The 21160-nt window shown below is 71.4% G+C and carries 23 protein-coding genes; 12 read left to right on the top strand and 11 right to left on the bottom strand.

What is annotated here, in order from left to right:
* Window positions 1–5 precede the first annotated feature (5 nt).
* A complete protein-coding gene (locus ACZ432_RS13430; RefSeq protein WP_426961928.1) occupies window positions 6–425 on the bottom strand; it encodes a PhlB family protein in 420 nt (139 codons plus the stop codon).
* Window positions 422–1582: a thiolase family protein gene (locus tag ACZ432_RS13425; RefSeq protein ID WP_058364992.1), complete on the bottom strand. Its 1161-nt coding sequence runs from the start codon at window positions 1580–1582 to the stop codon at window positions 422–424. The genes ACZ432_RS13430 and ACZ432_RS13425 overlap by 4 nt, the downstream gene beginning before the upstream one ends.
* A 105-nt stretch (window positions 1583–1687) precedes the next feature.
* On the opposite strand from ACZ432_RS13425, the gene ACZ432_RS13420 reads away from it, so the two are divergent.
* Window positions 1688–2683 carry an oxidoreductase gene (locus ACZ432_RS13420; RefSeq protein WP_426961929.1) on the top strand — a complete coding sequence of 332 codons (996 nt, stop codon included), beginning with the start codon at window positions 1688–1690 and terminating at the stop codon, window positions 2681–2683.
* 12 nt (window positions 2684–2695) lie between these two features.
* On the opposite strand, the gene ACZ432_RS13415 is transcribed toward ACZ432_RS13420, so the two are convergent.
* Entirely contained in the window at window positions 2696–3811 is a 1116-nt protein-coding gene (locus tag ACZ432_RS13415; protein WP_426961930.1) for a succinylglutamate desuccinylase/aspartoacylase family protein, read from the bottom strand.
* A 114-nt stretch (window positions 3812–3925) separates the two neighbouring features.
* On the opposite strand from ACZ432_RS13415, the gene ACZ432_RS13410 reads away from it, so the two are divergent.
* The 6 genes from ACZ432_RS13410 (at window position 3926) to ACZ432_RS13385 (ending at window position 9104) form a co-directional block, all read left to right on the top strand.
* Window positions 3926–4900 carry a hypothetical protein gene (locus ACZ432_RS13410; RefSeq protein ID WP_426961931.1) on the top strand — a complete coding sequence of 325 codons (975 nt, stop codon included), beginning with the start codon at window positions 3926–3928 and terminating at the stop codon, window positions 4898–4900.
* A 72-nt stretch (window positions 4901–4972) separates the two neighbouring features.
* The gene (locus tag ACZ432_RS13405) at window positions 4973–5215 is read left to right on the top strand and encodes a hypothetical protein (RefSeq protein ID WP_426961932.1); all 243 of its coding nucleotides are present in this window, start codon (window positions 4973–4975) and stop codon (window positions 5213–5215) included.
* A gap of 47 nt (window positions 5216–5262) precedes the next feature.
* A complete protein-coding gene (gene ilvA / locus ACZ432_RS13400; protein WP_426961933.1) occupies window positions 5263–6555 on the top strand; it encodes a threonine ammonia-lyase in 1293 nt (430 codons plus the stop codon).
* Window positions 6556–6654: 99 nt separating this feature from the next.
* Complete coding sequence (locus ACZ432_RS13395; protein ID WP_426961934.1) at window positions 6655–6888, top strand: DUF7266 family protein; 234 nt, start codon at window positions 6655–6657, stop codon at window positions 6886–6888.
* Between the two features lie 55 nt (window positions 6889–6943).
* Window positions 6944–8482, top strand: a complete 1539-nt coding sequence (gene cysS, locus ACZ432_RS13390; RefSeq protein ID WP_426961935.1) for a cysteine--tRNA ligase — start codon at window positions 6944–6946, stop codon at window positions 8480–8482.
* 82 nt (window positions 8483–8564) lie between these two features.
* Window positions 8565–9104: a DUF2062 domain-containing protein gene (locus ACZ432_RS13385; protein ID WP_426961936.1), complete on the top strand. Its 540-nt coding sequence runs from the start codon at window positions 8565–8567 to the stop codon at window positions 9102–9104.
* Window positions 9105–9134: 30 nt separating this feature from the next.
* On the opposite strand, the gene ACZ432_RS13380 is transcribed toward ACZ432_RS13385, so the two are convergent.
* The 3 genes from ACZ432_RS13380 to ACZ432_RS13370 all read right to left on the bottom strand — a co-directional run bounded on the left by ACZ432_RS13380 (window position 9135) and on the right by ACZ432_RS13370 (window position 11191).
* On the bottom strand, window positions 9135–9419 hold the full coding sequence (locus ACZ432_RS13380) for a DUF357 domain-containing protein (RefSeq protein ID WP_058364985.1): 285 nt from the start codon (window positions 9417–9419) through the stop codon (window positions 9135–9137).
* A gap of 131 nt (window positions 9420–9550) precedes the next feature.
* Complete coding sequence (locus ACZ432_RS13375) at window positions 9551–10204, bottom strand: rubrerythrin family protein (RefSeq protein ID WP_426961937.1); 654 nt, start codon at window positions 10202–10204, stop codon at window positions 9551–9553.
* 123 nt (window positions 10205–10327) lie between these two features.
* Window positions 10328–11191 carry a sulfurtransferase gene (locus tag ACZ432_RS13370; RefSeq protein WP_426961938.1) on the bottom strand — a complete coding sequence of 288 codons (864 nt, stop codon included), beginning with the start codon at window positions 11189–11191 and terminating at the stop codon, window positions 10328–10330.
* Window positions 11192–11378: 187 nt separating this feature from the next.
* Here ACZ432_RS13370 and ACZ432_RS13365 point away from each other — a divergent pair, with 187 nt between their 5' ends.
* Window positions 11379–12197 (top strand): sulfurtransferase, encoded by an 819-nt coding sequence (locus ACZ432_RS13365; protein WP_426961939.1) that lies wholly within the window; start codon window positions 11379–11381, stop codon window positions 12195–12197.
* Between the two features lie 34 nt (window positions 12198–12231).
* On the opposite strand, the gene ACZ432_RS13360 is transcribed toward ACZ432_RS13365, so the two are convergent.
* The 5 genes from ACZ432_RS13360 to ACZ432_RS13340 form a co-directional block, all read right to left on the bottom strand.
* Complete coding sequence (locus ACZ432_RS13360) at window positions 12232–13476, bottom strand: MFS transporter (protein ID WP_426961940.1); 1245 nt, start codon at window positions 13474–13476, stop codon at window positions 12232–12234.
* Between the two features lie 9 nt (window positions 13477–13485).
* The gene (locus ACZ432_RS13355; protein ID WP_426961941.1) at window positions 13486–14127 is read right to left on the bottom strand and encodes a thioredoxin domain-containing protein; all 642 of its coding nucleotides are present in this window, start codon (window positions 14125–14127) and stop codon (window positions 13486–13488) included.
* Between the two features lie 95 nt (window positions 14128–14222).
* Window positions 14223–14378: a DUF7563 family protein gene (locus ACZ432_RS13350; protein WP_426961942.1), complete on the bottom strand. Its 156-nt coding sequence runs from the start codon at window positions 14376–14378 to the stop codon at window positions 14223–14225.
* Window positions 14379–14454: 76 nt separating this feature from the next.
* Window positions 14455–15639, bottom strand: coding sequence for an MFS transporter (locus ACZ432_RS13345; RefSeq protein WP_426961943.1), 1185 nt, complete (start codon window positions 15637–15639; stop codon window positions 14455–14457).
* Between the two features lie 87 nt (window positions 15640–15726).
* A complete protein-coding gene (locus ACZ432_RS13340; RefSeq protein WP_426961944.1) occupies window positions 15727–16908 on the bottom strand; it encodes a M24 family metallopeptidase in 1182 nt (393 codons plus the stop codon).
* A gap of 283 nt (window positions 16909–17191) precedes the next feature.
* Between ACZ432_RS13340 and ACZ432_RS13335 the strand changes: the two genes are divergently transcribed.
* The 4 genes from ACZ432_RS13335 to ACZ432_RS13320 all read left to right on the top strand — a co-directional run bounded on the left by ACZ432_RS13335 (window position 17192) and on the right by ACZ432_RS13320 (window position 21157).
* Window positions 17192–18169 (top strand): transcription initiation factor IIB, encoded by a 978-nt coding sequence (locus ACZ432_RS13335; protein WP_426961945.1) that lies wholly within the window; start codon window positions 17192–17194, stop codon window positions 18167–18169.
* Between the two features lie 180 nt (window positions 18170–18349).
* On the top strand, window positions 18350–18841 hold the full coding sequence (locus ACZ432_RS13330; protein ID WP_426961946.1) for a redoxin domain-containing protein: 492 nt from the start codon (window positions 18350–18352) through the stop codon (window positions 18839–18841).
* A gap of 81 nt (window positions 18842–18922) precedes the next feature.
* Window positions 18923–19747 (top strand): HD domain-containing protein, encoded by an 825-nt coding sequence (locus ACZ432_RS13325; RefSeq protein WP_426961947.1) that lies wholly within the window; start codon window positions 18923–18925, stop codon window positions 19745–19747.
* A gap of 108 nt (window positions 19748–19855) precedes the next feature.
* Window positions 19856–21157, top strand: a complete 1302-nt coding sequence (locus tag ACZ432_RS13320; protein WP_426961948.1) for an MFS transporter — start codon at window positions 19856–19858, stop codon at window positions 21155–21157.
* Window positions 21158–21160: the final 3 nt, after the last annotated feature.

The following is a 21160-nucleotide window of genomic DNA, read 5'->3' as shown; positions in this document are numbered from 1 at the left end:
CCGCGCTACTCGACCGGCTCGAACCGGAAGCCGTCCCAGTCCTGACTCGCCGGCTCGCGGATGCCGGCGCCCGGCTCGCGCAGCTCCTCCGCGTAGGTCGGGGCGACAGTGTCGCCGATCTCCACGTCCTGCCCCTCGACGACCTGCCCGAGCGCGCGCACCGGCGGGCCGTCGTAGCCCTCGTCCATCTCGAACTCGACGATGGCGAGCGTGTTGGGCTGGCGGACCCCGGGCGGCGTCGCGGTCGACTCCGTCCACGTGATCACGGTCGCTTCGCGGTCCGAGAGGTCCACGGCCCCGACGCGCTCGGTGCCCTCGGGCCCGACCGGATGCGGCGGGTACGACACCGCGCCGCTGGCGTACTCGGCGGCCTCGAAGGCGGGGGCGCCCCGCTCGTCGCGGCCGGCCTCGTCCGCGTCGCTCATCGGTGCCCCTCCATCACCGCGGTGGTGACGCAGTTGCCGAACCCGCCCACGTTACACGCCAGTCCCACGTCGGCCTCGACCTGTCTGTCGCCGGCCTGGCCGGTGAGCTGGGCGAATATCTCGTACACCTGCGCGACGCCGGAGGCGCCGAGGGGGTGGCCCTTCGACTTCAGGCCGCCGGAGGTGTTGATCGGGAGGTCGCCGTCGCGATCGGTCACGCCCTCCTCGACCGCCTTCCATCCCTTCCCCTTCTCGAAGAAGCCGAGGTCCTCGCTCTGGAGGAACTCGAGGATGGTGAACATGTCGTGCAGTTCGGCCACGTCCACGTCGTCGGGGCCGAGGCCGGCCATCTCGTAGGCGTCGTCCGAGGAGTCGGCGACGCCGCCCATCGTCGTCGGGTCCGCGCGCTCGTGGACGACGTGGGTGTCCGTCGCGCCCCCGATCCCCTCGATCGTCACGTAGTCGTCTTTCGGGACGTACTCCTCGGCCACGTCCGCGGGACAGAACAAAAGCGCCGCGGAGCCGTCGGTGATGGGGCAGAAGTCGTAGAGCCGGAGGGGGTCGGCGACGATCGGCGACTCCAGGACCGTCTCGAGGTCGACCTCCTTCCGGAACTGCGCGTGGGGGTTGTCTACGCCGTTTCTGTGGTTCTTCACCGCGACCTTGCCGAGGCTCTCGCGCGGGGCGTCGTAGGTGTCGAGGTAGAGCCGCGCGGTCATGCCCGCGAAGGAGGGGAGCGTGACGCCGTGTTTGTACTCCGCCGGATGGGTCAGCGAGGCGATGACGTCGGTCGCCTCGGCGGTGGTCCGGTGGGTCATCTTCTCGCCGCCGACGAGCATCGTCAGGTCGGACGCGCCGGAGGCGACCGACTGCCACGCGGCGTAGACCCCGGCGCCGCCCGAGGAGGAGGTCTGGTCGATCCGGGCGGTGTACGCCGGCATCGCGTTCAGATCGTGTGCGAGCGCGTTCGGGACCCCGGTCTGGCCCTCGAACTCGCCGCTCGCCATGTTCGAGACGTAGAGGTGGTCAAGGTCGGAGCCGGCGACGCCCGCGTCCCGCAGGCAGGCTTCCCCCGCCTCCGCGAGGAGGTCGCGGACCCAGCCGTCCCGCTCGCCGAAGCGCGTCATCGACGCGCCGATGATCGCTACTCGTTCCATGTCCCGGCGTTCCGAGGCGGTCGCCTAAAGCGTACCCTTCCGGCGAGGAGCCGACGCCCGCGTCGGCGGCGACAGACCGATACTGCTCGGGGCCAAACCCCGGGCATGTTCGGCAGCGGCTGGAACGAGACGGACGTGTCCGACCTCGACGGCGTCACCGCGGTCGTGACCGGTGCGAACAGCGGCATCGGCTACGAGGCGACCCGGATCCTCGCGGACCACGGCGCCACGGTGGTGATGGGCTGCCGGAGCGTGAACCGCGGCGCGGACGCGGTCTCGTCGATCCGGGACGCGACGGCGTCCGGGTCGCTCGACGTGCGCGAGTTGGACCTGGCGGACCTCGACTCCGTCGCCTCGTTCGCGACCGTCGTCGACGAGGCGTACGACGGGCTTGACCTCCTCGTCAACAACGCGGGCGTGATGGCGCTCCCCTACGAGGAGACCGGAGACGGCTTCGAGTACCAGTTCGGCGTCAACCACCTCGGGCACTTCGCGCTCACCGGCCACCTGCTCGACGACCTCCGGGCCGGGGAGGGGATCCCGAGCGCCGGGGCGGACGACGACGGTCGCGGCCCGTCTCGCGTCGTGACGGTCTCCAGCGGCCTCCACGAGCGCGGCGACGCGGAGTTCGAGGCGGCCGCGGGCGGCGAGGACGCCGCGGCCGACTACGACCGCTGGGACGCGTACGGTCGGAGCAAACTCGCGAACCTGCTGTTCGCCTACGAGCTCGACCGGCGGCTGGCGACCGCGGGCGCGTCCGTCCGGAGCTTCGCCTGTCACCCCGGGTACGCCGACACGAACCTCCAGCTCCGGGGCCCCGAGGCGGACGGCTCACGCGTGAAGCGACTGGCGATGCGGGCCGCGAACGCGGTGCTGGCGCAGTCGGCCGCGGCCGGCGCGCTCCCCACCGTCTACGCGGCGACCGCGCCCGACCTGTCGGGCGGCGAGTTCGTCGGACCGGGCGGACTGCTCGGTATGCGCGGCGCCCCCGAGGTCACCGAGTCGAACGAACTCTCCCGCGACCGGGAGGCCGCGGCGGACCTGTGGGAGCGGTCCGAGGCGTGGACCGGCGTGGCGTACGACCTGCCCGAAGCACGCTGACCGTCTCCCGACTCAGGCCCACGGGAGCTCCGAGAACTCCCCGTTCTCGATCTCGCGTTCGATCTCCGCGAGCGTCTCGTCGTCGACGCTCACGAGGTGACAGAGGGGATGGCCAGGCGCGGCGACCGGGTTCTGTAACACGCCGACCAGCAGCCCGGTGAACGGCGCCCGAACCGTCTTCTCCCGCGTCGAGAAGTGGTCCGAGACGGTGCAGATCGCGTCCCCCTCGTAGACGAGCGGATGGTCGTACTCCATCTCGACGAGCCCGCCCGTGTCCGAGCGGACCCACGTCTTGTCCGCGGTCGCGTCGACCACCCGGAACCAGCCGGGCCACGAGACGGGCTCCTCCGGGAGGACGTTCACCTCCGCGAGCACCGACTCGACGCCGTCGAGCGCGCGCTCGATCAGGGGGAGCTGGAACCGGTGCGCCTTCCCCATCTCGACGGTGATCGTCGGGATCCCGTTCGCGGTCGCGGCCCCCCGCAGGCTCCCCGGGTCCGACTCGCCCGAGAGCACGAGGTTCGCGCCGAACGCCCGCGCGATCCGCTCCACCTCCGGGTTCCCCATGTCGGCGCGGACGTGGTACATCGTCGTCCGGTTTCGCGTCGAGGTGTGGAAGTCGAGACCGTAGTCGCACTGCGAGACGAACCGCGAGTAGATCTCGTTGGCCATCCGCTCGGCCGTGTTCGACCGCGCGCGCCCCGGGAACGACCGGTTGAGGTCCTGGTCGTAGATCGGCAGGTAGCGCTGCTGTGCGAGGTATCCAGGTACGTTCGCCACGTGGATCAACACGAGCGTGCCATGGATCGTCGCGGGGTCGTACCGCGCCGCGACCTCCTGAAGCACCTTCACGCCGTTGAGTTCGTCACCGTGAATCGCCGCGGTCATGAACACCGTCGGTCCGCCGCGCTCGCCGTTGATGACCGTCACTGGGATCGCGACGGGGTCGCCGAGGTACGTCTCCGACACCTCGTACCTGAGGTGCCGCTTCTCCCCCGGGTCGACGTCCCGGTCGAACCGGAACGGCTCGGGATCGTCGTCCCCGGCCCCCGACCTCGGACCGCCGCTGGCGTCGGTGGCCGGCACGTCGTCCCCCGTCTCCCGCCCGGAATCCCCGTTTTCGCTCATACACCGCAGAGCACCGGGAGCCGGTTAATCGTTGCCCGCGCTCGGCGGGGTCAACGGGCGCGGCCGCCGCCCCGCGCCCGAACCCTCAAACCGGATGCCGACGTACGGCCGGACATGGCGAACGGAGCCGACTGCCCGGTCGAGGAGTGCGGGTTCTCCGACGTTCCCTCGCTCGTGGCCGCACACGTCAACGGCACGGACGACGACGCACACGACTGGGACCGGCTCCCCTACGCCGGACCGGGGGCGTTTCTGTCGGCGGTCCGGTCGGGCGAGACCGAGTCGCGGAGCGGGCCGTCGGGCGTCGTCGACGCGCCCGACGAGGACGGCGGCGCGGGCGGCGGAGAGGGAGACGAGGACGATGCCGACGGCTCCGCGTCCGGATCGGCCCCCGACCGCGTGCGCTGTCCGGTCGAGGGGTGCTCGTACGCCGGCCCGCCGAAATCGGTCGCGGCACACGTGAGCGGCAAGCGCGACGACGACCACGACATGCGCCGGCTCGAGTACCCGAACGCCGCGGCGTTCCCCCCGGCAACCGGACCGGAATCGGCGGCTGGGGAACCGGGCGGGCAAGCGCCGGACGGGACCGTCCCCGACGAACGCGAGTCCGACGGCGACGAGCCGGACCACCCGTTCGACCCCGAACCGGCGTTCCGCGCGGCCGCGGTCGCCGAGGAGCGCGCCGAGGGGGTCGAGGCGCTCGACGGGTTCGATACGGAGGAGTTGGTCGATCTGTTCGTGGCCTTCTCGGTGCTGTCGAGCCGGGCGAGCAGCGTCCGAAGCGACGTCCGGGCCGCGATCATCGACCGCGTCGAGGGGGAGGCGGAACTGGAGGGCGAACTCGGGAGCGTCGACCGGTCGACGGGAACGCGGCGCTCGCTCCGTGACGACGAAACGGTTCGACGCGCGCTCGCCCGGGCGGGAGTCGACCCACACGAGGCGGAGGCGTTCGACCCGGACCGCGTGGCGGACCTGGCCGAGGCGGCCGACCTCGAACCGGAGGCGGTCTTCGACCTCACGGACTCCGACCACGTCCGGCGAGCGAGCGTCGACGAGGCCGCGTTCGAGGCGCTTGTCGGGGAGGAGTAGTCCGGCCGCGCGGGACCGGTCGGGGCCGCGGCCTCCGGGGCGTTTATTGTGCGACCGCCCCGAGGTGGCGTCGTGAAGCGCCTGCTCTCGTCCGACCTGGGCGTCTACCTCCTCTCGGGGGCCTTCAGCTTCGTCGTCTTCGTCGTCGGACTGATCGTCTTGGACGCGACGCTGCCCGACGGGCTCGACCGCGGTCGCCTCGTGGGGATCGTGACCGGATACCTGCTGTTCCTCGCGGTGTACGTGGTCGCGATCTGGATCTACCGGGGGATCGAGGCGCGGGAGGGGAACGTCCGCGAGAAGGGGAACCAGTAGACGCCGCGATCCGCAACCTTTTGAGCGCCGCCGGAGAGTCGAGGACCATGCCCGGCGTGACAATTTCCGACATCGAACGCGCAGCCGAGCGAGCGGCGGACGCGGAGATCGTCCAGCGCACGTCGACGGAGCGGAGCCGGTCGCTGAGCGAGCGGTGCGGCGCCGAGGTCGTCCTGAAGATGGAGCACCTCCAGCGCACGGGGTCGTTCAAGACGCGCGGGGCGTACAACGCCGTCTCGCGGCTGGTCGACGGCCGGAGCGCCGAAGACGGCCAAGCCGACGGTACGGCTGAGCCGCCGGTCGAACGCGTCGTCGCCGCGAGCGCGGGCAACCACGCGCAGGGGGTCGCCATCGCGGCGCGGGAGGCCGGCATCGACGCGACCATCGTCATGCCCGAGTCCGCGCCGGGGACGAAGATCGAGGCCACGCGCGGCTACGGCGCCGAGGTCGTCCTCCACGGGAGCGCGTTCCCGGCCGCGATGAGCCACGCGCGGACGCTCGCGGACGACCCGGCGGTGCGGTTCATCCACGCCTTCGACGACCCCGACATCGTCGCCGGGCAGGGGACGCTCGGGCTGGAGATCCTCGACCAGGTGCCCGAGGCCGACACCGTCATCGCGCCCATCGGCGGGGGCGGCCTGATCGGCGGCATCGCGACCGCGGTGAAGGCCCGGAACCCCGACGTGCGGGTGGTCGGCGTCCAGACGGAGGGTGCCTCGACCGTCGCGGCGAGTCTGGAGAAGGGCGAACCGGTCTCGCTCGCGGAGCCGGACACGATCGCGGACGGCATCGCGACCGGCGGCGTGAGCGAGCTGACGCTCGGGCTCATCCGGGAACACGTCGACGAGGTGGTCGAGGTGTCCGACGACGACGTGGCCGCCGCGATCCTGCTGCTGCTCGAGCGCGCCAAGCAGATGGTCGAGGGCGCGGGCGCCGTAAGCGTCGCGGCGCTGCTGTCGGACGCCCTCGACGTGGAGGGAGAGACGGTCGTCCCGGTGCTGTGCGGCGGGAACATCGACATCACGTCGCTGCAGGAGGTGTTGACCCACGCGCTGGTCGACCGCCGACAGCTCGCGGAGGTCACCGTCCGCATCGACGAGGGACCGGGGAAAATGGGCGAGATCTCGACGGTCATCGGGGCCGAGCGCGCCAACATCAGGACGGTGCGTCACGAGCGGAGCCGTCCGGACCTCCCGGTCGGCGACGCCGACCTCGTCTTCGAGGTGGAGACGAACGGGCCGGCCCACACCGAACGCGTGCTCGCGGCCCTGCGGAGCGAGGGGTTCGACGTGCGCCACACGACCGCGGAGGCCGAGACCGGAAACGCGCCCCCGGAGTGACCGGGGCCGAACGGGCCCTTCCCGCGACCGCCGCCGGTCGGCGAGAGCGGCCAGCGGACGCCAGAAATAAGTAACTACTCGCGAACACGTCATCAGGACATGTGGGTGTTTCTCAAGGACGACCGCGGGGTGGACTCCGTGATCGGGTCGGTGCTGATGCTCGCGATCGTGGTGATCCTGGTCGGGATCGTCTCGACGACCGTCTTCGGGATGGGAAATCAGGTGATCGACTCCGGCGTCAACGCGGTCTGTCAGGTGCAGGGGGAGATCGAGTCGCTCGCGGCGAGTTCCGAGTTCTACGGCGGAGGCGACACGCTGTACGGCGAGTGCTGACGCCGCGGGCGCGCTTTCGACGCTTTCAAAGTTCGCGGACGGGTACGCTCCGGCGATGACCCTGTCCGTGACCAACACCCTGACGGGCGACCGCGAGGAGTTTTCGGCCGACGACGAGGTCCTGCTGTACGTCTGTGGGCTGACGGTCTCGGACGACCCGCACCTGGGCCACGCTCGGCTGTGGTTCCACGCGGACGTGCTGCACCGCTGGCTCGCCTACAAGGGGTACGACGTGCGCCACGTCGAGAACGTCACCGACGTGAACGAGAAGATAACCGCCCGCGTCGGCGAGCGCGAGGCGTGGACCGGCGAGGCGGACGTGGCCGAGACGTTCACCGCGGAGGTGTTCGAGTCGATGCGCGGGCTCAACCTCGAGCGCGCCGAGGTGTACCCGCGCGTCTCCGAGCACGTCCCGGAGATCGTGGAACTGGTCGAGCGGCTAGTGGAGGCCGGCTACGCCTACGAGTCGAACGGCTCCGTCTACTTCGACGTGACCGAGTTCCCGGAGTACGGCAAGCTCTCGAATCAGGACCCGGAGGAGCTGGAGGCGCAGGGCGAACCGGACGAGCGCTCCGAGAAGCGCAACCCCGCGGACTTCGCGCTCTGGAAGGCCGGCGGCGTGAGCGAGACCGCCGCCCGCGAGCACGCCAAACACGACCACGGCGCGGAGACGCCCGACGGCCAGACGTGGGAATCCCCGTGGAGCGAGGGGCGGCCGGGCTGGCACGTCGAGTGCTCGGCGATGTCGACGACGCACCTCGGCGAGACGCTCGACATCCACATGGGCGGCCGCGACCTCGTCTTCCCCCACCACGAGAACGAGATCGCGCAGTCGGAGGCCGCCTCGGGTGAGACGTTCGCGCGCTACTGGCTCCACTGCGGCCTGCTCTCGATGGAGGGCGAGAAGATGTCCTCCTCCATCGGCAACTTCTGGACCGTCCCGGACGCGCTGGAGGAGCTCGGCGTCAACGTCCTCCGCACCTTCTACGCGGGCGCCGCCTACCGCTCCGAGCAGGCGCTGACCGACGAGACGGTCGCGGAGGCCGAGGAGCGGTGGGACCGACTCTCCCGGACGTACGACCGCGCGGTCGCGGCGGTCGACTCGGTCGACGCCCGCGCGAAGGTGGCCGACGAGGACCTCCGCGAGGCCGTCGCCGAGACTCGCGAGGAGTTCGAGCGCGCGATGGACGACGACCTCAACCTCCGCGAGGCGACCGCGGCGCTTCTGGACCTGACCGACGCCGTGAACAGACACGTCGACGCGGTGGAGACGGCCGACGAGGCGGAGGGGGCGGACGGCGCGGGCGCCCTCGCCGGCTACGACTACCGCGGCCTCCGGGAGTCCGTCGAGGCGTTCGAGGAACTGGGCGGCGACGTGCTCGGTCTCCAGTTCGAGGCGGACGGCGCGGCCGGCGCCGAGGCGAGCGGCGAGGTCGAGTTGGCCGAGGAACTCGTCGAGTTGGTGCTCGATCTCCGCGAGTCGGCCCGCGAGGCGGGCGAGTACGAGCGCGCGGACGAACTCCGGGACGCGCTGGAGGCGGTCGGCGTGACCGTCGAGGACTCCTCCGAGGGACCGACGTACCGCTTCGAGTAGCGGGGCGCGTCCCGTCTCCTCCCGGCCGGACGAACTGTCGCCGTCGACAGCTACTTGAGGTGAGCCGGGCTATCGGACGACAATGATTCGGAGGCGCATCGGTCGCTGGACGGAGCGGCTCCGGCGCCGGCTCGACCGGTGGGCCGAGCGGATCCGGGCGGAGCTCCGTCGCGCCTTCGCGGACGAGTACTCCTCGGTCGAGGTCTCGCGGAGCTTCGCGCTCGGCGTCTTCATCACGATGCTGCCGACGCTCGGGACGGGCGTGCTCCTGTTCTTCCTCATCGCGTGGCTCTTCGAGCGCGTCTCGAAGATCGCGCTGTTCGCCTCGGTGCTGGTGTTCAACCCCGCGGTGAAGTGGGGCGTCTACGGAGCGAGCTTCACGCTCGGAACCCTCCTGCTCGGGCCCGTCGAGGGGGCGACGCCGACCGCGCCGACCCTCTCGGCGGCCAACGACGTGGTGATCCGGCTGGTGGTCGGCAACCTCATCCTCGCGGTCGTCGCCGCGGTGCCGAGCTACTTCGTCTGCCACCGCGTCGTGAAGGCGTTCCGCGCCGCGGACCTCGCCATCGTCGAGAGCGTCGAGGGGATCGTGGAGCGCGACGAGGACGCCGCCGAGGAGTAGCGGCGCGGTCGGCCGGCCGACGCTCCCCGATCAGGTCGTGAACAACTCGGTGTCCTCGGGCACCTCGAACAGCCCCATCCGGACGCCGGCGTCGAGCCAGCCGTAGCCGTACGAGTACGACGCCAGCGCGTTCACGGGGTCGTCGGCCTCGCGGAAGTGCCGGCCGTCCGCGAGGTAGGACTCGGCCATCTCCGCGCAGTCCGCGGCCGCCCGCCCGAGGTGCGTGTCGGCGGGGGGACGCGGCTCGGCGGCGTCGAGCGCGTCGGCCAGCATCCGCTCGTAGCGGTCCGTCTTCTCCTCGAGGTCGGCGCTCATGCCCCCCGTTGCGGCGCCCGCGGGAAAAAGCGGCGCGGTCGCCGCGGCGTCGTGACTGCGGGGCGATTTCTGTTCCGGTTGCTGCGGGGCGATTTTTGTTCCGGTTGCTGCGGGGTGATCCCCGTCCGCGCTCAACAGACCGGCTTCGGGTCCACGCCGAGCGACTCGAGCGCTTCGACGTGGGCCTCGTAGGCCGCTTCGACGGCCGCGACCGCGGCGGCCTCGGCGCGCTCCCAGTCCGCCTCGGTCTCGCAGACTGCGTCCAGCAGGTCGAGCGCGCGCTCGCGCTGGCCAGCCAGGTCCTCGCGCAGTTCGCGGAACACGGCGGCGCTTTGCGGGTCCGCGTCGCCGACGAAGTAGCCGACGTACTGCGACTTCGACTCGTCCGCGACCAGCACGCGGCCGAGGAATCCCCCGGCGCGTGCGACCGTGTCGTCGAGGCCGCGGAGGTGCGCCGCGAGCGCGGGCGGCTCGTCGTCGGCGTGCGTGCCGCCGGCGTCCCCGGCCGCGTCCCCGTCGAGTTCCTCGCGGACGCGCGCGGCGTGTTCGCGCTCCTCGGCCGCGGTCTCGCGGAAGGCGGTCGCGGCCGCCTCGGTCGACTCCGCGTCGGCCCACGCCTCGAACGTCTCGGCGGCGGCGCGCTCGGCGGTCGCGGCGGCGCGGAACACGCTCTCGGCGTCGAGGTCGCCTCCGGTGGCGGCGTACAGCGCCTTCGAGGAGCCGAGCCTGGACAGTTCCGTCGCGGTCGCCTCGCGGACCGAATCGAGCAGCGCGTCAGCGTTCATAAATGGGACCACGGCGCGGTCGCTCCTAAGTCCGGCGGGGGCGGCAGAAGGTGGCGGGAACGACCGCCGGGACGACAGAAGGCGGCGGAGAAATCGGCGGGGCCGACGAGCGGGCCGAACCGCTTACGCGCCGTCGCCCGTCTCGATGGGCGCGTCGACGAGGTTGCCCCACTCGGTCCAGGAGCCGTCGTAGTTGACGGCGTCGTAGCCGAGCAGTTCGTGGAGCGCGAACCACGCGACCGAGGAGCGCTCGCCGATGCGGCAGTAGGCGACGGTGGTCTCCTCGCCCTCGATGCCCTCGTCGGCGTACAGCTCCGCGAGCTCGTCGCGGCCCTTGAACAGGCCGTCGTCGTCGGTCACGTCCGCCCACGAGATGTTCTTCGCGCCGGGGATGTGGCCGCCGCGCTGGGCGGTCTCGTTGAGTCCCGGCGGGGCGAGCACCTCGCCGCGGTACTCCTCGGGCGAGCGCACGTCGACGAGCGGCACGCCGCGTCGGATCGCCTTCTCCACGTCGTCGCGGTACGCGCGGATGCTCTCGTGGGGGCCGGCGGCGTCGTACTCGACCGCGGAGAAGTCGGGCGCCTCGTCGGTCGTCGGGTAGTCGTTCTCGACCCAGTACTCGCGGCCGCCGTCCAGCAGGCGCACGTCGTCGTGGCCGTAGTACTTGAACTGCCAGTAGGCGTACGCCGCGAACCAGTTGGCGTTGTCGCCGTACAGCACGACCGTCGACTCCTCGGAGATGCCGTGGGAGCCGAGCAGGTCCTCGAAGTCGTCCTTCTCGAGGATGTCGCGCTGCGTCTGGTCCTGGAGCTGGGTCTCCCAGTTGAACCCGACCGCGCCGGGCGCGTGGGCCTCGTCGTAGGACTCGGTGTCAACGTCGACCTCCACCAGTCGCAGGTCGGGGTCGTCGCTCTCGAACTCGTCGAGACGCGCCTCGACCCAGTCGGCGGACACGAGCACGTCGTTCGCGTATGAATCGTCGACCATACGCGTCGGTGTACGGGCCGCCCGGGTAAAGTGTACCCTGTGGAGGATAAAGCCGCCTCTCGTCCGATCAATCGGAGGTTTTTGCCAGATCGTCGGAGCGGTCGTTGGCCTCGGACGCGGCGTCCCCGACCGCGGCAGGCCGTGTCGGGAGCCGAGGAGTCTAACCCCTCGCGACCGTGGCACAGGCATGGACGAGATCATCGTCGACGCGTCGTGGCTCGCGGGTCGGCTCGACGACCCCGACGTTCGCGTCGTCGACGTGCGCGACGCCTGGGAGTACGACGCGCTCGGCCACGTCCCCGGCGCGGTGAACGTCCCCTTCGACGCGTTCCGGAGCGACGGCGACGCCGACGCCGGCCACCTCCCCGGCGCCGAGGCGTTCGCCGACCTGCTGGGGGAGGCCGGCCTGTCCCGGGACCGGACCCTCGTCGCGTACGACGACACGAACGGCGTCTTCGCTGCCCGGTTTCTGGTCACCGCCCTCGTGTACGGCTACGACGACGTGCGCCTGCTGAACGGCGACTTCAGCTCGTGGAAGCGCGAGCACGAGGTCAGCGACGAGGCCGCCTCGCCGGATCCGGTCGCGGTGGAGCCGGAGCGCGTGACTGGACGCGACTCCCCCCTGGTCGACGCCGAGCGCGTGCGGGCCGCGGTCGCCGGCGACGGCGTGCTCGTGGACACGCGCGACCGCGAGGAGTACGAGGCGGGCCACCTGCCCGGCGCCGTGCGGTTCGACTGGACCGAGGCGGTCGACCCCGAGACGCGCGGCGTGAGGGACCGCGAGACGCTGCGGGAGCTGTTCGCGGAGCGCGGGGTCACGCCGGACCACCCCGTCATCCTCTACTGTAACACCGCCCGCCGGCTGAGCCACACCTACGTCGTGTTGCGCTGGCTGGGGTTCCGAGACGTGGGGATCTACGAGGGGAGCCTCACCGAGTGGCGCGCCAGGGACGGTGACCTGGTGACCGGTCCGGCCCCGCGCGGCGGCACCGGCGAGGACGAGTGAGCGGCTGCCCGGCCGATCGGCCGACCGGCAGTCGCTACGAGGGTCCGGGCCCCGTCTCCGCGGTGATGACCCGCACCGCGGGGAACAGCAGGACCGCGATGGCGAGTTCGAGTCCGCCGACGACCAGGAACGCCGTCAGGTAGTCGAACCCCTCGGTGACGGTGCCGCCGACGAGGAAGCCGGTGAGGAAGCCGAGCGAGCCGAACACGTTGAACAGCCCCATCGCCGCCCCGCGCTCGCTCGGCGCGACGAGGTCGGTCACGAGCGCCATCGTCGCGGGCGCCACGAGCGCGCCGCAGACCCCGACGAGCACCATCAACAGCGCGGCGACCGGGTAGGTCGGCGCCAGTCCGACGCCGGCGATGACCGCGCCGTACGCGAGCGAGCCGACCACGACCGGGTAGAAGCGCCCGATCCGGTCCGAGAGCACGCCCATCGGGTACTGCAGCAGCGCGAACGGGAGGAAGAACAGCGCGAGCGTGAGCCCCGCGCCGAACGCCGAGAGGCCGAATACCGCCGGGTCCTGGAAGTAGTAGACGCCGACGAGCGCGAAGAAGCCGGCGGTCAGGCGGTCGATGAAGCCGAACGCGAAGGGGACCAGCAGACCGGGCATCGCGCGCATCCGCCGGGCGATCTCCCGGAATCCGGGGCGGTCGGCGTCGGTCGGCGCCGCCGCCGCTCCGCCCGCACCCGCGGTCGCCGCTTCCGTGCGGTCCGACACGGTCGAGGCCAGGAGCGCCGCGCCCAGCAGGACCGCGCCGCCGGCGTAGAGCGGGTAGAACGGGTCCGCGTCCGCGAGGCGGCCGCCGACGACGGAGCCGACCGCCGCGCCGAAGCCGATGGCGATGCCGGCCGCACCCATGTTCCGACCGTGACCGCCGCGGAGGTCCATCAGCATCGTGATGCCGAGCGAGAAGGCGCCGATGGTGAACGCCCCGCCCACGACGCGAAGGAGGAGCACGCCGCCGAAGCCGACGCCGAGGCCGGGCAAGGCGGGTACCGCGAGGTAGGTCAGGCCGCCGCCGACGGCCCCGACCACGACGAGCGCCACGCGCCGGCCGGTGGCGTCGCTCATCGCGCCCCAGACGCCGGCGAAGGCCACGAACGCCGCGAACTCGGCGACGAGGAACCACATGCCGGCGTCGATGCCGGCGCTCGGCGCGCCCAGCGCGTCCACGAGCGTCGGGACGCCGGGATAGAGGAACACCTGCGAGACGAGGACGGCCCAGACGACGACCGCGAGGCGGCGGCGGTCGCTCCGATGCGCCACGTCGCTCATGGGATCGGCTTACAGCGCGTTCTCGATCGCCTCGGAGACGGCGTCCGCGGTCGGCTGGACGCTCTCGCCGTTCACGAACACCGTCGGCGTCCCGCCCACGCCGCGCTGTTCGCCCTCCGACCGGTTGCCGGAGACGACCGCCTCGTACGGCTCGTGCTCGGCGTCGGCGATGGCCGCGCAGGGGTCGGCGTCGGCCGCCTCGGCCGCGGTGCCGACGGCGTCGAGGGAGTGGTCGTCCTGCAGTTCGTAGGCCCGCTTGGCGAACGCGAAGAACGCCTCGTCGCCGGCGCGCTCCTGCACGCCGCGGCCGGCGTTGGCGACCGGCACCGACCAGTCCGTGACCGGGATCGGGAAGTCCCAGTGCTCGAACCGGATCTCGCCCGGTTCGACGTACTCCGACTCGACGGTCGGGTACTCCTCCAGCACCCACGTCGCGCAGTGGGGGCAGCCGAAGTCCTCGAAGGCGGCCACCACCACGTCCGCCTCCGGGTCGCCCGCGACCGGCTGCGGGAGCTCGGAGACCGGTTCCGGTTCGGCGGTGTCGCAGTCGTACTCGGAGGGACCGCCGCCGGAGCCGCCGAGACAGCCGGCGACGCCGGTCGCGCCCGCGGCGGCCGCGCTCGACAGAAAGACCCGTCGGGAGGTTCGCATGGTCGCATTCGGCGCCACGCGCACTTAGGCCCACCGAGACCGACCGCCGCGACCCGGGACGGCGGTCAGGGAGCGGGGGACCGAGCGCCCCGGCCCTACACGCGCTTCGACCGCGCCTCGCGGACGCCCGCGCCGTCGCGAACCTTGTCCTCGCACTCCGGGCAGACCCGCACGCCCTCCACCTCGGGCGGCGAGAACACCCGGACGTAGCGCTCCGTGACGAACGAGCTACAGTTCCGACATTCCGGCATGGTGGACGCCGATCGGGCATCGAGACACGTAGCCTTTCGGGCCGAACCCCACGTCAGTTGCCGGGAGCGGTGGCGGTCACAGGTCGGCGCCGAGGAGCCGGTTCGCGGCGAGCACGGTCAGGCCGAGCGCCATCACGCCCGCCAGCAGTCCGAACGCGACCCCCCAGCCGGCCGCGTCGGAGAGCGCGCCGACGACGACGCTCCCGGTCGCGCCCATCACCATGTACACGGTTCGGACGAGGCCGAACCCCGCACCGCGCTCGGCCGCGCCGAGGTTGTCCATGAACCGCGACTGGACCGGCGCGCCCCACGACATCGCCAGGCCGACCAGCGTCGTCGCGCCCGCGAGTGCGAGCGTCGAGGCGCCGACCGTCGTCGCCAGCACCAGCCCGCCGTAGCCGACGACGCCGGCGCTCATCGTCACCATCGCCGCCGAGTCGCGGTCGAGCCGGTCCGAGAGCGTCCCCATGAGCGGCTGCGTGAGCCCGTGGACGACGAAGTACAGCGAGAACAGCAGGCCGGCGGTCCCGGGGTCCAACTCGCCCGCCACCAGCAGGAACGTGTAGAGGAACGACGCGGTCGCCTGCCACGAGAAGGCGCCCATCGTCGCCAGCGCGGTCGTGTACGCGATGGCGGGGCGCGAGAGCAACTCGACCAGGGGGTCGATCGCGAACCGCTCGCGGACGGGCTGGTCCGGACGCGCCGCCGGCGTGGGGCGGATCCGCCACGCGAACAGCAGAAACACCGGCACGGCGACGACGGCGCCCGACAGCAGCGCGACGCGCCAGCCGTACCGCGCGCCGATCAGCGCCGCGACCGGCGGCGCGATCAGTCCGGCCAGCGGGCCGCCCGCGACGTGGAACCCGATGGCGCGGCCGATGTCGTCGAACTGCCGGGCGAGGAACGTCGTCGCCACCGAGTAGTGGAGGCCGGCGCCGCCGCCGAGCACGACCGCGAACGCGAAGAAGGCGACGACGGAGGGGGAGGCGGCCAGCAGCACGCTCGCGACCGCGGTCGCGCCGACCGCGATCAGGATCACCGTTCGCTCGCCGAGCCGGTCCCCGAGCACTCCCGAGGGGAACTGCGCGAGCGCGTAGGCGGCCCACATGCCCGACAGCGCGAGCCCGACCGTCCCGTTCGTGACGCCGAAGTCCGCGGTGATGAGGGGGACGACGGGACTGATCGCCAGCCTGGCGACCATCGTCGCGAAGAACGCGAGGGTACACAGCGTCAGGGCGGTGTCGGCGTAGCGCCAGCGCACGACCGCCTTTCGCGGGGTCGGGAAAAGCGGCTTGCGGTCGCGGCACGGCGTGCGCCTCGGTACCACACCGGGGGCGAGGTGGCCGCTCTACTCGACGACGAGTTCCACGGGGTAGTCGGTGAGGTTCTCGTAGCCGTCCTCGGTGACGACGACGAGGTCCTCGATGCGGACGCCGCCCACCGCGGGGTCGTAGAGTCCCGGTTCGACCGTGATCACGTGGCCGGGCTGGAGCTCCTCGCCGCCGCTGGCGAGCCGCGGGCGCTCGTGGACGTCGAGGCCGATGCCGTGCCCCGTGGAGTGGATGAAGCCGGTCTCCGTCTCGGGGTCCGTGCGGAACGTCGGCTCGCCGGCCTCCTCGTACACCTCGCAGGCGGCGGCGTGGACGTCCTCGCCGGTCGCCCCCGGCTCCACCGCCTCGAGGGCAGCCTCGAGGGCCTCCTCGGTCAGCTCGAACCACTCGCGGACCGTCTCGCTCGGCTCGCCCTTCGAGAGGGTCCGCGTCATGTCGGCGTTGTAGTGGGAGGACTTGTCCCGCGGGAAGATGTCGAGGATGATCGCCTCGTTCGCCCGGAGCGCCCCGGAGCCGCGGTTGTGCGGGTCCGCGGCCTGCGCGCCGCCCGCGACGATGGTCTGGTCGAGCGAGCAGCCGTGTCGCAGCAGGGTCACCTCTATCGCCTCCGTCACGCGCTCGCTCGTCAGCGGTTCGCCCTCGAACAGCAGGACGCCGGCGTCGGCGTCGTCGCCCTCGTCGGCCACCTCCGCGGCGGCGATCAGGTCCTCGGCGGCGGCCATCGCGGCCTCGTTGGCCCGCTGGGCCTCGCGGACGTGCTCGACCTCCGCGTCGGTCTTCGTGGCCCGGATCTCGGTGAGCACGTCCTCGGCGTCGACTTGCACGTCGAGCCCGCGGTCGCGGAGGCCGTCGGCGGTGCCGACCGGGCCGCGCTCGGGCATCACCGCGGTCTCGACGCCCTTGTCGGCGACGAAGTCGGCGTACATCTCGAGCCGCTCGTCGCGGCCGCCGTACTCGAAGCCGTAGTCGGCGTGTCGCTCGACGGTGTCGGCGCGCGCCTCGTCCCGCGCACGGCCGTACTCCAGCCCGGAGACGAGCAGGTGCGTCTCGCCGTCCGCATAGAGGGTAAGAAACGGGTCCGGCCCGGTGAACCCGGAGAGGTAGAGCTGGTTCGAGTCGTCCTGGTCGGCGTCGATCAGGTAGCCGTCCGCGCCGACGTCCGCGAGGTACTCGTCGAGCCGCGAGAGGTCGGGATCCATGTCCCCGGGTCCGCGGGCCGGACAAAAAGCGGTTCGCCTCCCGGAACCTCGGGCCGGCGGCGGCCTCGACGCAACCGTTAAATATCCCTCCGGGGTGAGGTGACCTTCACACCGAATTCACCGCGGATCCATCATGATCCCTCACTACCCCGACGCAGTCATCCATTTTTCTCGATCCTGCAGATCGGAAATCTCCGGCAAGTTTAAGTGTCCTCGAACCTTTTGTTGGAGCGAGGAACACGGAACCCAGACCCATCTGTCGGTCCCCACCCCCACCCACACAATGAGCGACAACGTCCGAACGTACACTGGCGAGCACGCCGACGAAACCGAGCAGGAAACGACCGACGACGAGGAGGAGCGGCTCGTCTGCCCGGAGTGTGGCGGCCAGCTCGCCACGGACACCGAGCACGGCGAGACCGTCTGTGCGGACTGCGGCCTCGTCGTGGAGGAGGGCGAGATCGACCGCGGGCCGGAGTGGCGCGCGTTCGACGCCTCCGAGAAGGACGAGAAGTCGCGCGTCGGCGCCCCGACGACGAACATGATGCACGACAAGGGGCTCTCGACGAACATCGGCTGGCAGGACAAGGACGCCTACGGCAACTCCCTGTCGAGCCGCCAGCGCGAGAAGATGCAGCGGCTGCGGACGTGGAACGAGCGGTTCCGCACCCGCGACTCGAAGGAGCGCAACCTGAAGCAGGCGCTCGGCGAGATCGACCGCATGGCCTCCGCGCTCGGCCTCCCGGACAACGTCCGCGAGACCGCTTCCGTCATCTACCGCCGCGCGCTCGACGAGGACCTCCTCCCCGGCCGCTCCATCGAGGGCGTCTCCACCTCCTCGCTGTACGCGGCCGCGCGGCAGGCCGGGACCCCGCGAAGCCTCGACGAGATCGCGAACGTCTCCCGCGTCGAGAAGGACGAGATCGCGCGGACCTACCGGTACATCGTCCGCGAGCTCAAGTTGGAGATCAAGCCGGCCGACCCCGAGAGCTACGTCCCCCGGTTCGCCTCCGACCTCGACCTCTCCGAGGAGGCCGAGCGCCGCGCCCGACAGCTCCTCTCGACCGCGAAGGAGCAGGGCGTCCACTCCGGCAAGTCGCCGGTCGGCCTCGCGGCGGCGGCCGTCTACGCCGCCTCGCTGCTCACCAACGAGAAGGTCACCCAGAGCGAGGTGAGCGAGGTCGCCAACATCAGCGAGGTCACCATCCGCAACCGCTACCACGAGCTCCTCGAGGCCGAAGAGGAGATCGCGATGCCGTGACCCCGGCGGCTCGGACGGTTCTCTGACCCACCGGTCGCGGCTTCCTTCTCGGGTTTTCTCACGACGCGGAGCGGTCGCGCCGCCCGCCTCGAGCGCCGTCGGTCGCGACCGGTGACAGCGAACGGGGTCGTCCCTCGCCGCGGTCGGAACCGATAACCCACGGGCGACCGACCCGCCCGTATGATCGAGGAGGGCGACGACGCTCCGACCTTCGAGGCGTCGCTCGCGACCGACGACGTTGAACCGTTCGACCTGGGCGAGCACCTCGGCGACGGTGTCGTGGTGCTGGCGTTCTTCCCGGCGGCGTTCACCGGCACCTGCACGGCGGAACTGTGCACGTTCAGGGACCGCCTCGCCCGGTTCGACGAGTTGGACGCGACCGTGTTCGGGGTCAGCACCGACCTCCCGTTCGCGCTCCGCGAGTTCCGCAAGCAGGAGGCCCTTCCCTTCGGCCTCGTCGGCGACCCGGACCACGAGGCGGTCACGGCGTACGGCGTCGCCGACGACTCCTTCGCGGGCACGGGCGTCGAGACCGTCGCGCGCCGGGCCGTCTTCGTCGTCGGCCCGGCGGGGGAGGTACGGTACCGCTGGCTCGCGGACGACCCGGGGCAGGAGCCGCCCTACGAGGCGGTCGAGGAAGCGGTCGCGTCCGCGACCGTAGACGCCGCCTGAGTCGCGGACCGGGACCGGCCGGGCGGTGTCACCGACCGCGCGCCGGTCATTTTTACGCTTCCGGCGCATCGGAGGAACGGGATGAGCAACGCCGACGAAACGCCGGACGGTAACGAGCGCGGGACGTACGACCCGAACGCGGACCACGCGTTCCCGGACGAGCGCGTCAACGAGGTGCTGGCCGCGATACACGAGGACCCCGAGATCAATACGTACCTGAAGGCGCAGAACGTCAACGCCGTCACGCGGAAGGGATACAACGACCACGGGGCGAAACACATCGAGATCGTTCGGAACCGCGCGCTGCGGCTGTACGACCTGTTGAAGCGCGGCGGCGTGGCGTTCAACGGTGCCGCCGACCAGGGGCTCGAGGAGGCCGACGAGGCGGTGATCGTCGCGCTCGCCGCGACGCTACACGACATCGGTCACGTCGTCCACCGGGACGACCACTCCTACTACTCCATCCCGCTGGCCGCGGACCTGCTCGACCGGTTCCTCCCGCAGTTCTACGACACGTCCGAGACGGTGCGCGTGAAAGCGGAGGTGTTACACGCCATCCTCTGTCACCACACCGAGGAGGAACCGCTGACGAAGGAGGCAGGGGTCATCCGCATCGCGGACGGGCTCGACATGGAGCGCGGCCGGTCGCGGATCCCCTACGAGAAGGGTGGCCGCGGGATCAACACCATCTCCTCGCAGGCCATCGAGCGCGTCACGCTTCACGCCGGCGAGACCAAGCCCGTCGAGGTGGAGATCCGGATGAACAACGCCGCCGGCGTCTACCAGGTCGACTCGCTGTTGAAGAGCAAACTGGAGCGGTCGACGCTGGAGGAGCAGGTCCGGATCGTCGCGGTCAACACGAAGGACGACGCCGAGGACGTGCTGGTCGAGCGGATCGAGCTCTGAACGGCCGCCCGCCGTGCGCGGACGGCGCGATCACCCGGCGGCCGCGGCCGGATTCGAGAGCCTTTTGCGGCACCGGCGTGGCGTTTCGAACCGAAAGGGGAATCCTCCGTGGCACGGATCGGCAACTCGGTCGCGCTCCTGAAGGACAAGGAGTTCGCGGCGCTGGCGGGCACGGCGTTCGCGCGCAGTCAGGCGTACTCGACCATCCTGATCGCGTTGGCGCTGTACGCGGATCTGTTCGGCACCACGGGGTTCGTCGAGGGGCTGTTCGGCACCGCCTTCGCGCTCGTCCAACTCGTCATCGTCCTCCCGCTCGGCCGGAAGGTGGACACCGGGAACGCGAAGCGTTACCTGCTGGCGGGCTTCCTGCTCAACGTCGTCGTCTTCCTCGGGTTCATCGCGGTGTCGAACCCGGTCCACGTCATCCTCGTCCGCATGGTGCAGGGGCTCGGCGCGAGCGTGCTCTGGATCACCGGCGCGACGATCATCGGCGAGATAAGTCCCGACGGCGAGCGCGGGCGCTGGCTCGGCTCCTACAACCAGTTCGCCTCCTTCTCCTCGCTGGCGGGCGACCTGGTCGGCGGGTACCTGCTGTACGCGTACGACTTCACCACGACCTACGTCGTCCTGACGGTGGTCACGCTGGCGGCGTTCGCGCTCGTGTTCGCGTTCCTGCGCGACAACCCCGGCGGCCGGAAGGACCCCGAGGAGTCCGGCGGGATCGAGACGTTCCGCTCCCTCATCGGGCTCCCCCTGCTTCGCTCGCTCGTCACCTTCCGGTTCACCTTCAGCGTGGGGAAGATGGCGGTGATCATCTTCCTCCCCATCTACGCGCGCACCGAGTTCGGCATCTCCGCGTTCGCCATCGGCTGGATCATGGCGGGCGGAAAGCTGACGAAGGCGCTCACGCAGGGGTACGTCGGCGACCTCACGGACCGCTTCGGCGGGAAGCACCGCTTCGTCGCGGTCGGGGCGCTGCTGTACGGCATCGGCACGGCGATGGTACCGCTCGCCGCGCTCGCGGAGGGAACGCTCGCCCCCGTCACCGTCTCCTACCTCGGGGACACCCAGACCCTCGGCGGCGCCTTCTTCGCGCTGTTCGCCGCCTACTCGCTGCTGGGCGTCGCCGACTCCATCCGCCTGCCGGCGAGCATGGCGCTGTTCGTTGAGGAGGGCGAGGCGTACGACTCGGTTGCGAGCGCCATGTCGCTCCGCTCCATCTCGTGGAAGGTCGGGCAGGTCGCGGGCCCTGTCGCGGTCGGGTCCATCATGGACGTCTTCTCGACGGAGGTCGGGTTCCTCGTCGCGGCGGGCTTTATCGCGTTCGCGACGACCGCCTTCTGGTGGCAGGCGCGCCGGGCGGCCGCGGTGCGGGACGGCCCGCCCGACCCGGCCCCGGCGGAGTCGTGAGTG

The sequence above is a fragment of the Haloparvum alkalitolerans genome, assembly GCF_055381565.1.
Note: the sequence above shows the minus strand (reverse complement) of the source record. Positions and strands in the feature narration are given on the sequence as shown.

Excerpts from the sequence above, each read along its gene's own strand:
- ACZ432_RS13430 (WP_426961928.1), bottom strand. The coding sequence starts at position 425 with ATGAGCGACGCGGACGAGGCCGGCCGCGACGAGCGGGGCGCCCCCGCC.
- ACZ432_RS13425 (WP_058364992.1), bottom strand. The coding sequence starts at position 1,582 with ATGGAACGAGTAGCGATCATCGGCGCGTCGATGACGCGCTTCGGCGAG.
- ACZ432_RS13420 (WP_426961929.1), top strand. The coding sequence starts at position 1,688 with ATGTTCGGCAGCGGCTGGAACGAGACGGACGTGTCCGACCTCGACGGC.
- ACZ432_RS13415 (WP_426961930.1), bottom strand. The coding sequence starts at position 3,811 with ATGAGCGAAAACGGGGATTCCGGGCGGGAGACGGGGGACGACGTGCCG.
- ACZ432_RS13410 (WP_426961931.1), top strand. The coding sequence starts at position 3,926 with ATGGCGAACGGAGCCGACTGCCCGGTCGAGGAGTGCGGGTTCTCCGAC.
- ilvA (WP_426961933.1), top strand. The coding sequence starts at position 5,263 with ATGCCCGGCGTGACAATTTCCGACATCGAACGCGCAGCCGAGCGAGCG.
- ACZ432_RS13395 (WP_426961934.1), top strand. The coding sequence starts at position 6,655 with ATGTGGGTGTTTCTCAAGGACGACCGCGGGGTGGACTCCGTGATCGGG.
- cysS (WP_426961935.1), top strand. The coding sequence starts at position 6,944 with ATGACCCTGTCCGTGACCAACACCCTGACGGGCGACCGCGAGGAGTTT.
- ACZ432_RS13385 (WP_426961936.1), top strand. The coding sequence starts at position 8,565 with ATGATTCGGAGGCGCATCGGTCGCTGGACGGAGCGGCTCCGGCGCCGG.
- ACZ432_RS13380 (WP_058364985.1), bottom strand. The coding sequence starts at position 9,419 with ATGAGCGCCGACCTCGAGGAGAAGACGGACCGCTACGAGCGGATGCTG.
- ACZ432_RS13375 (WP_426961937.1), bottom strand. The coding sequence starts at position 10,204 with ATGAACGCTGACGCGCTGCTCGATTCGGTCCGCGAGGCGACCGCGACG.
- ACZ432_RS13370 (WP_426961938.1), bottom strand. The coding sequence starts at position 11,191 with ATGGTCGACGATTCATACGCGAACGACGTGCTCGTGTCCGCCGACTGG.
- ACZ432_RS13365 (WP_426961939.1), top strand. The coding sequence starts at position 11,379 with ATGGACGAGATCATCGTCGACGCGTCGTGGCTCGCGGGTCGGCTCGAC.
- ACZ432_RS13360 (WP_426961940.1), bottom strand. The coding sequence starts at position 13,476 with ATGAGCGACGTGGCGCATCGGAGCGACCGCCGCCGCCTCGCGGTCGTC.
- ACZ432_RS13355 (WP_426961941.1), bottom strand. The coding sequence starts at position 14,127 with ATGCGAACCTCCCGACGGGTCTTTCTGTCGAGCGCGGCCGCCGCGGGC.
- ACZ432_RS13350 (WP_426961942.1), bottom strand. The coding sequence starts at position 14,378 with ATGCCGGAATGTCGGAACTGTAGCTCGTTCGTCACGGAGCGCTACGTC.
- ACZ432_RS13340 (WP_426961944.1), bottom strand. The coding sequence starts at position 16,908 with ATGGATCCCGACCTCTCGCGGCTCGACGAGTACCTCGCGGACGTCGGC.
- ACZ432_RS13335 (WP_426961945.1), top strand. The coding sequence starts at position 17,192 with ATGAGCGACAACGTCCGAACGTACACTGGCGAGCACGCCGACGAAACC.
- ACZ432_RS13330 (WP_426961946.1), top strand. The coding sequence starts at position 18,350 with ATGATCGAGGAGGGCGACGACGCTCCGACCTTCGAGGCGTCGCTCGCG.
- ACZ432_RS13325 (WP_426961947.1), top strand. The coding sequence starts at position 18,923 with ATGAGCAACGCCGACGAAACGCCGGACGGTAACGAGCGCGGGACGTAC.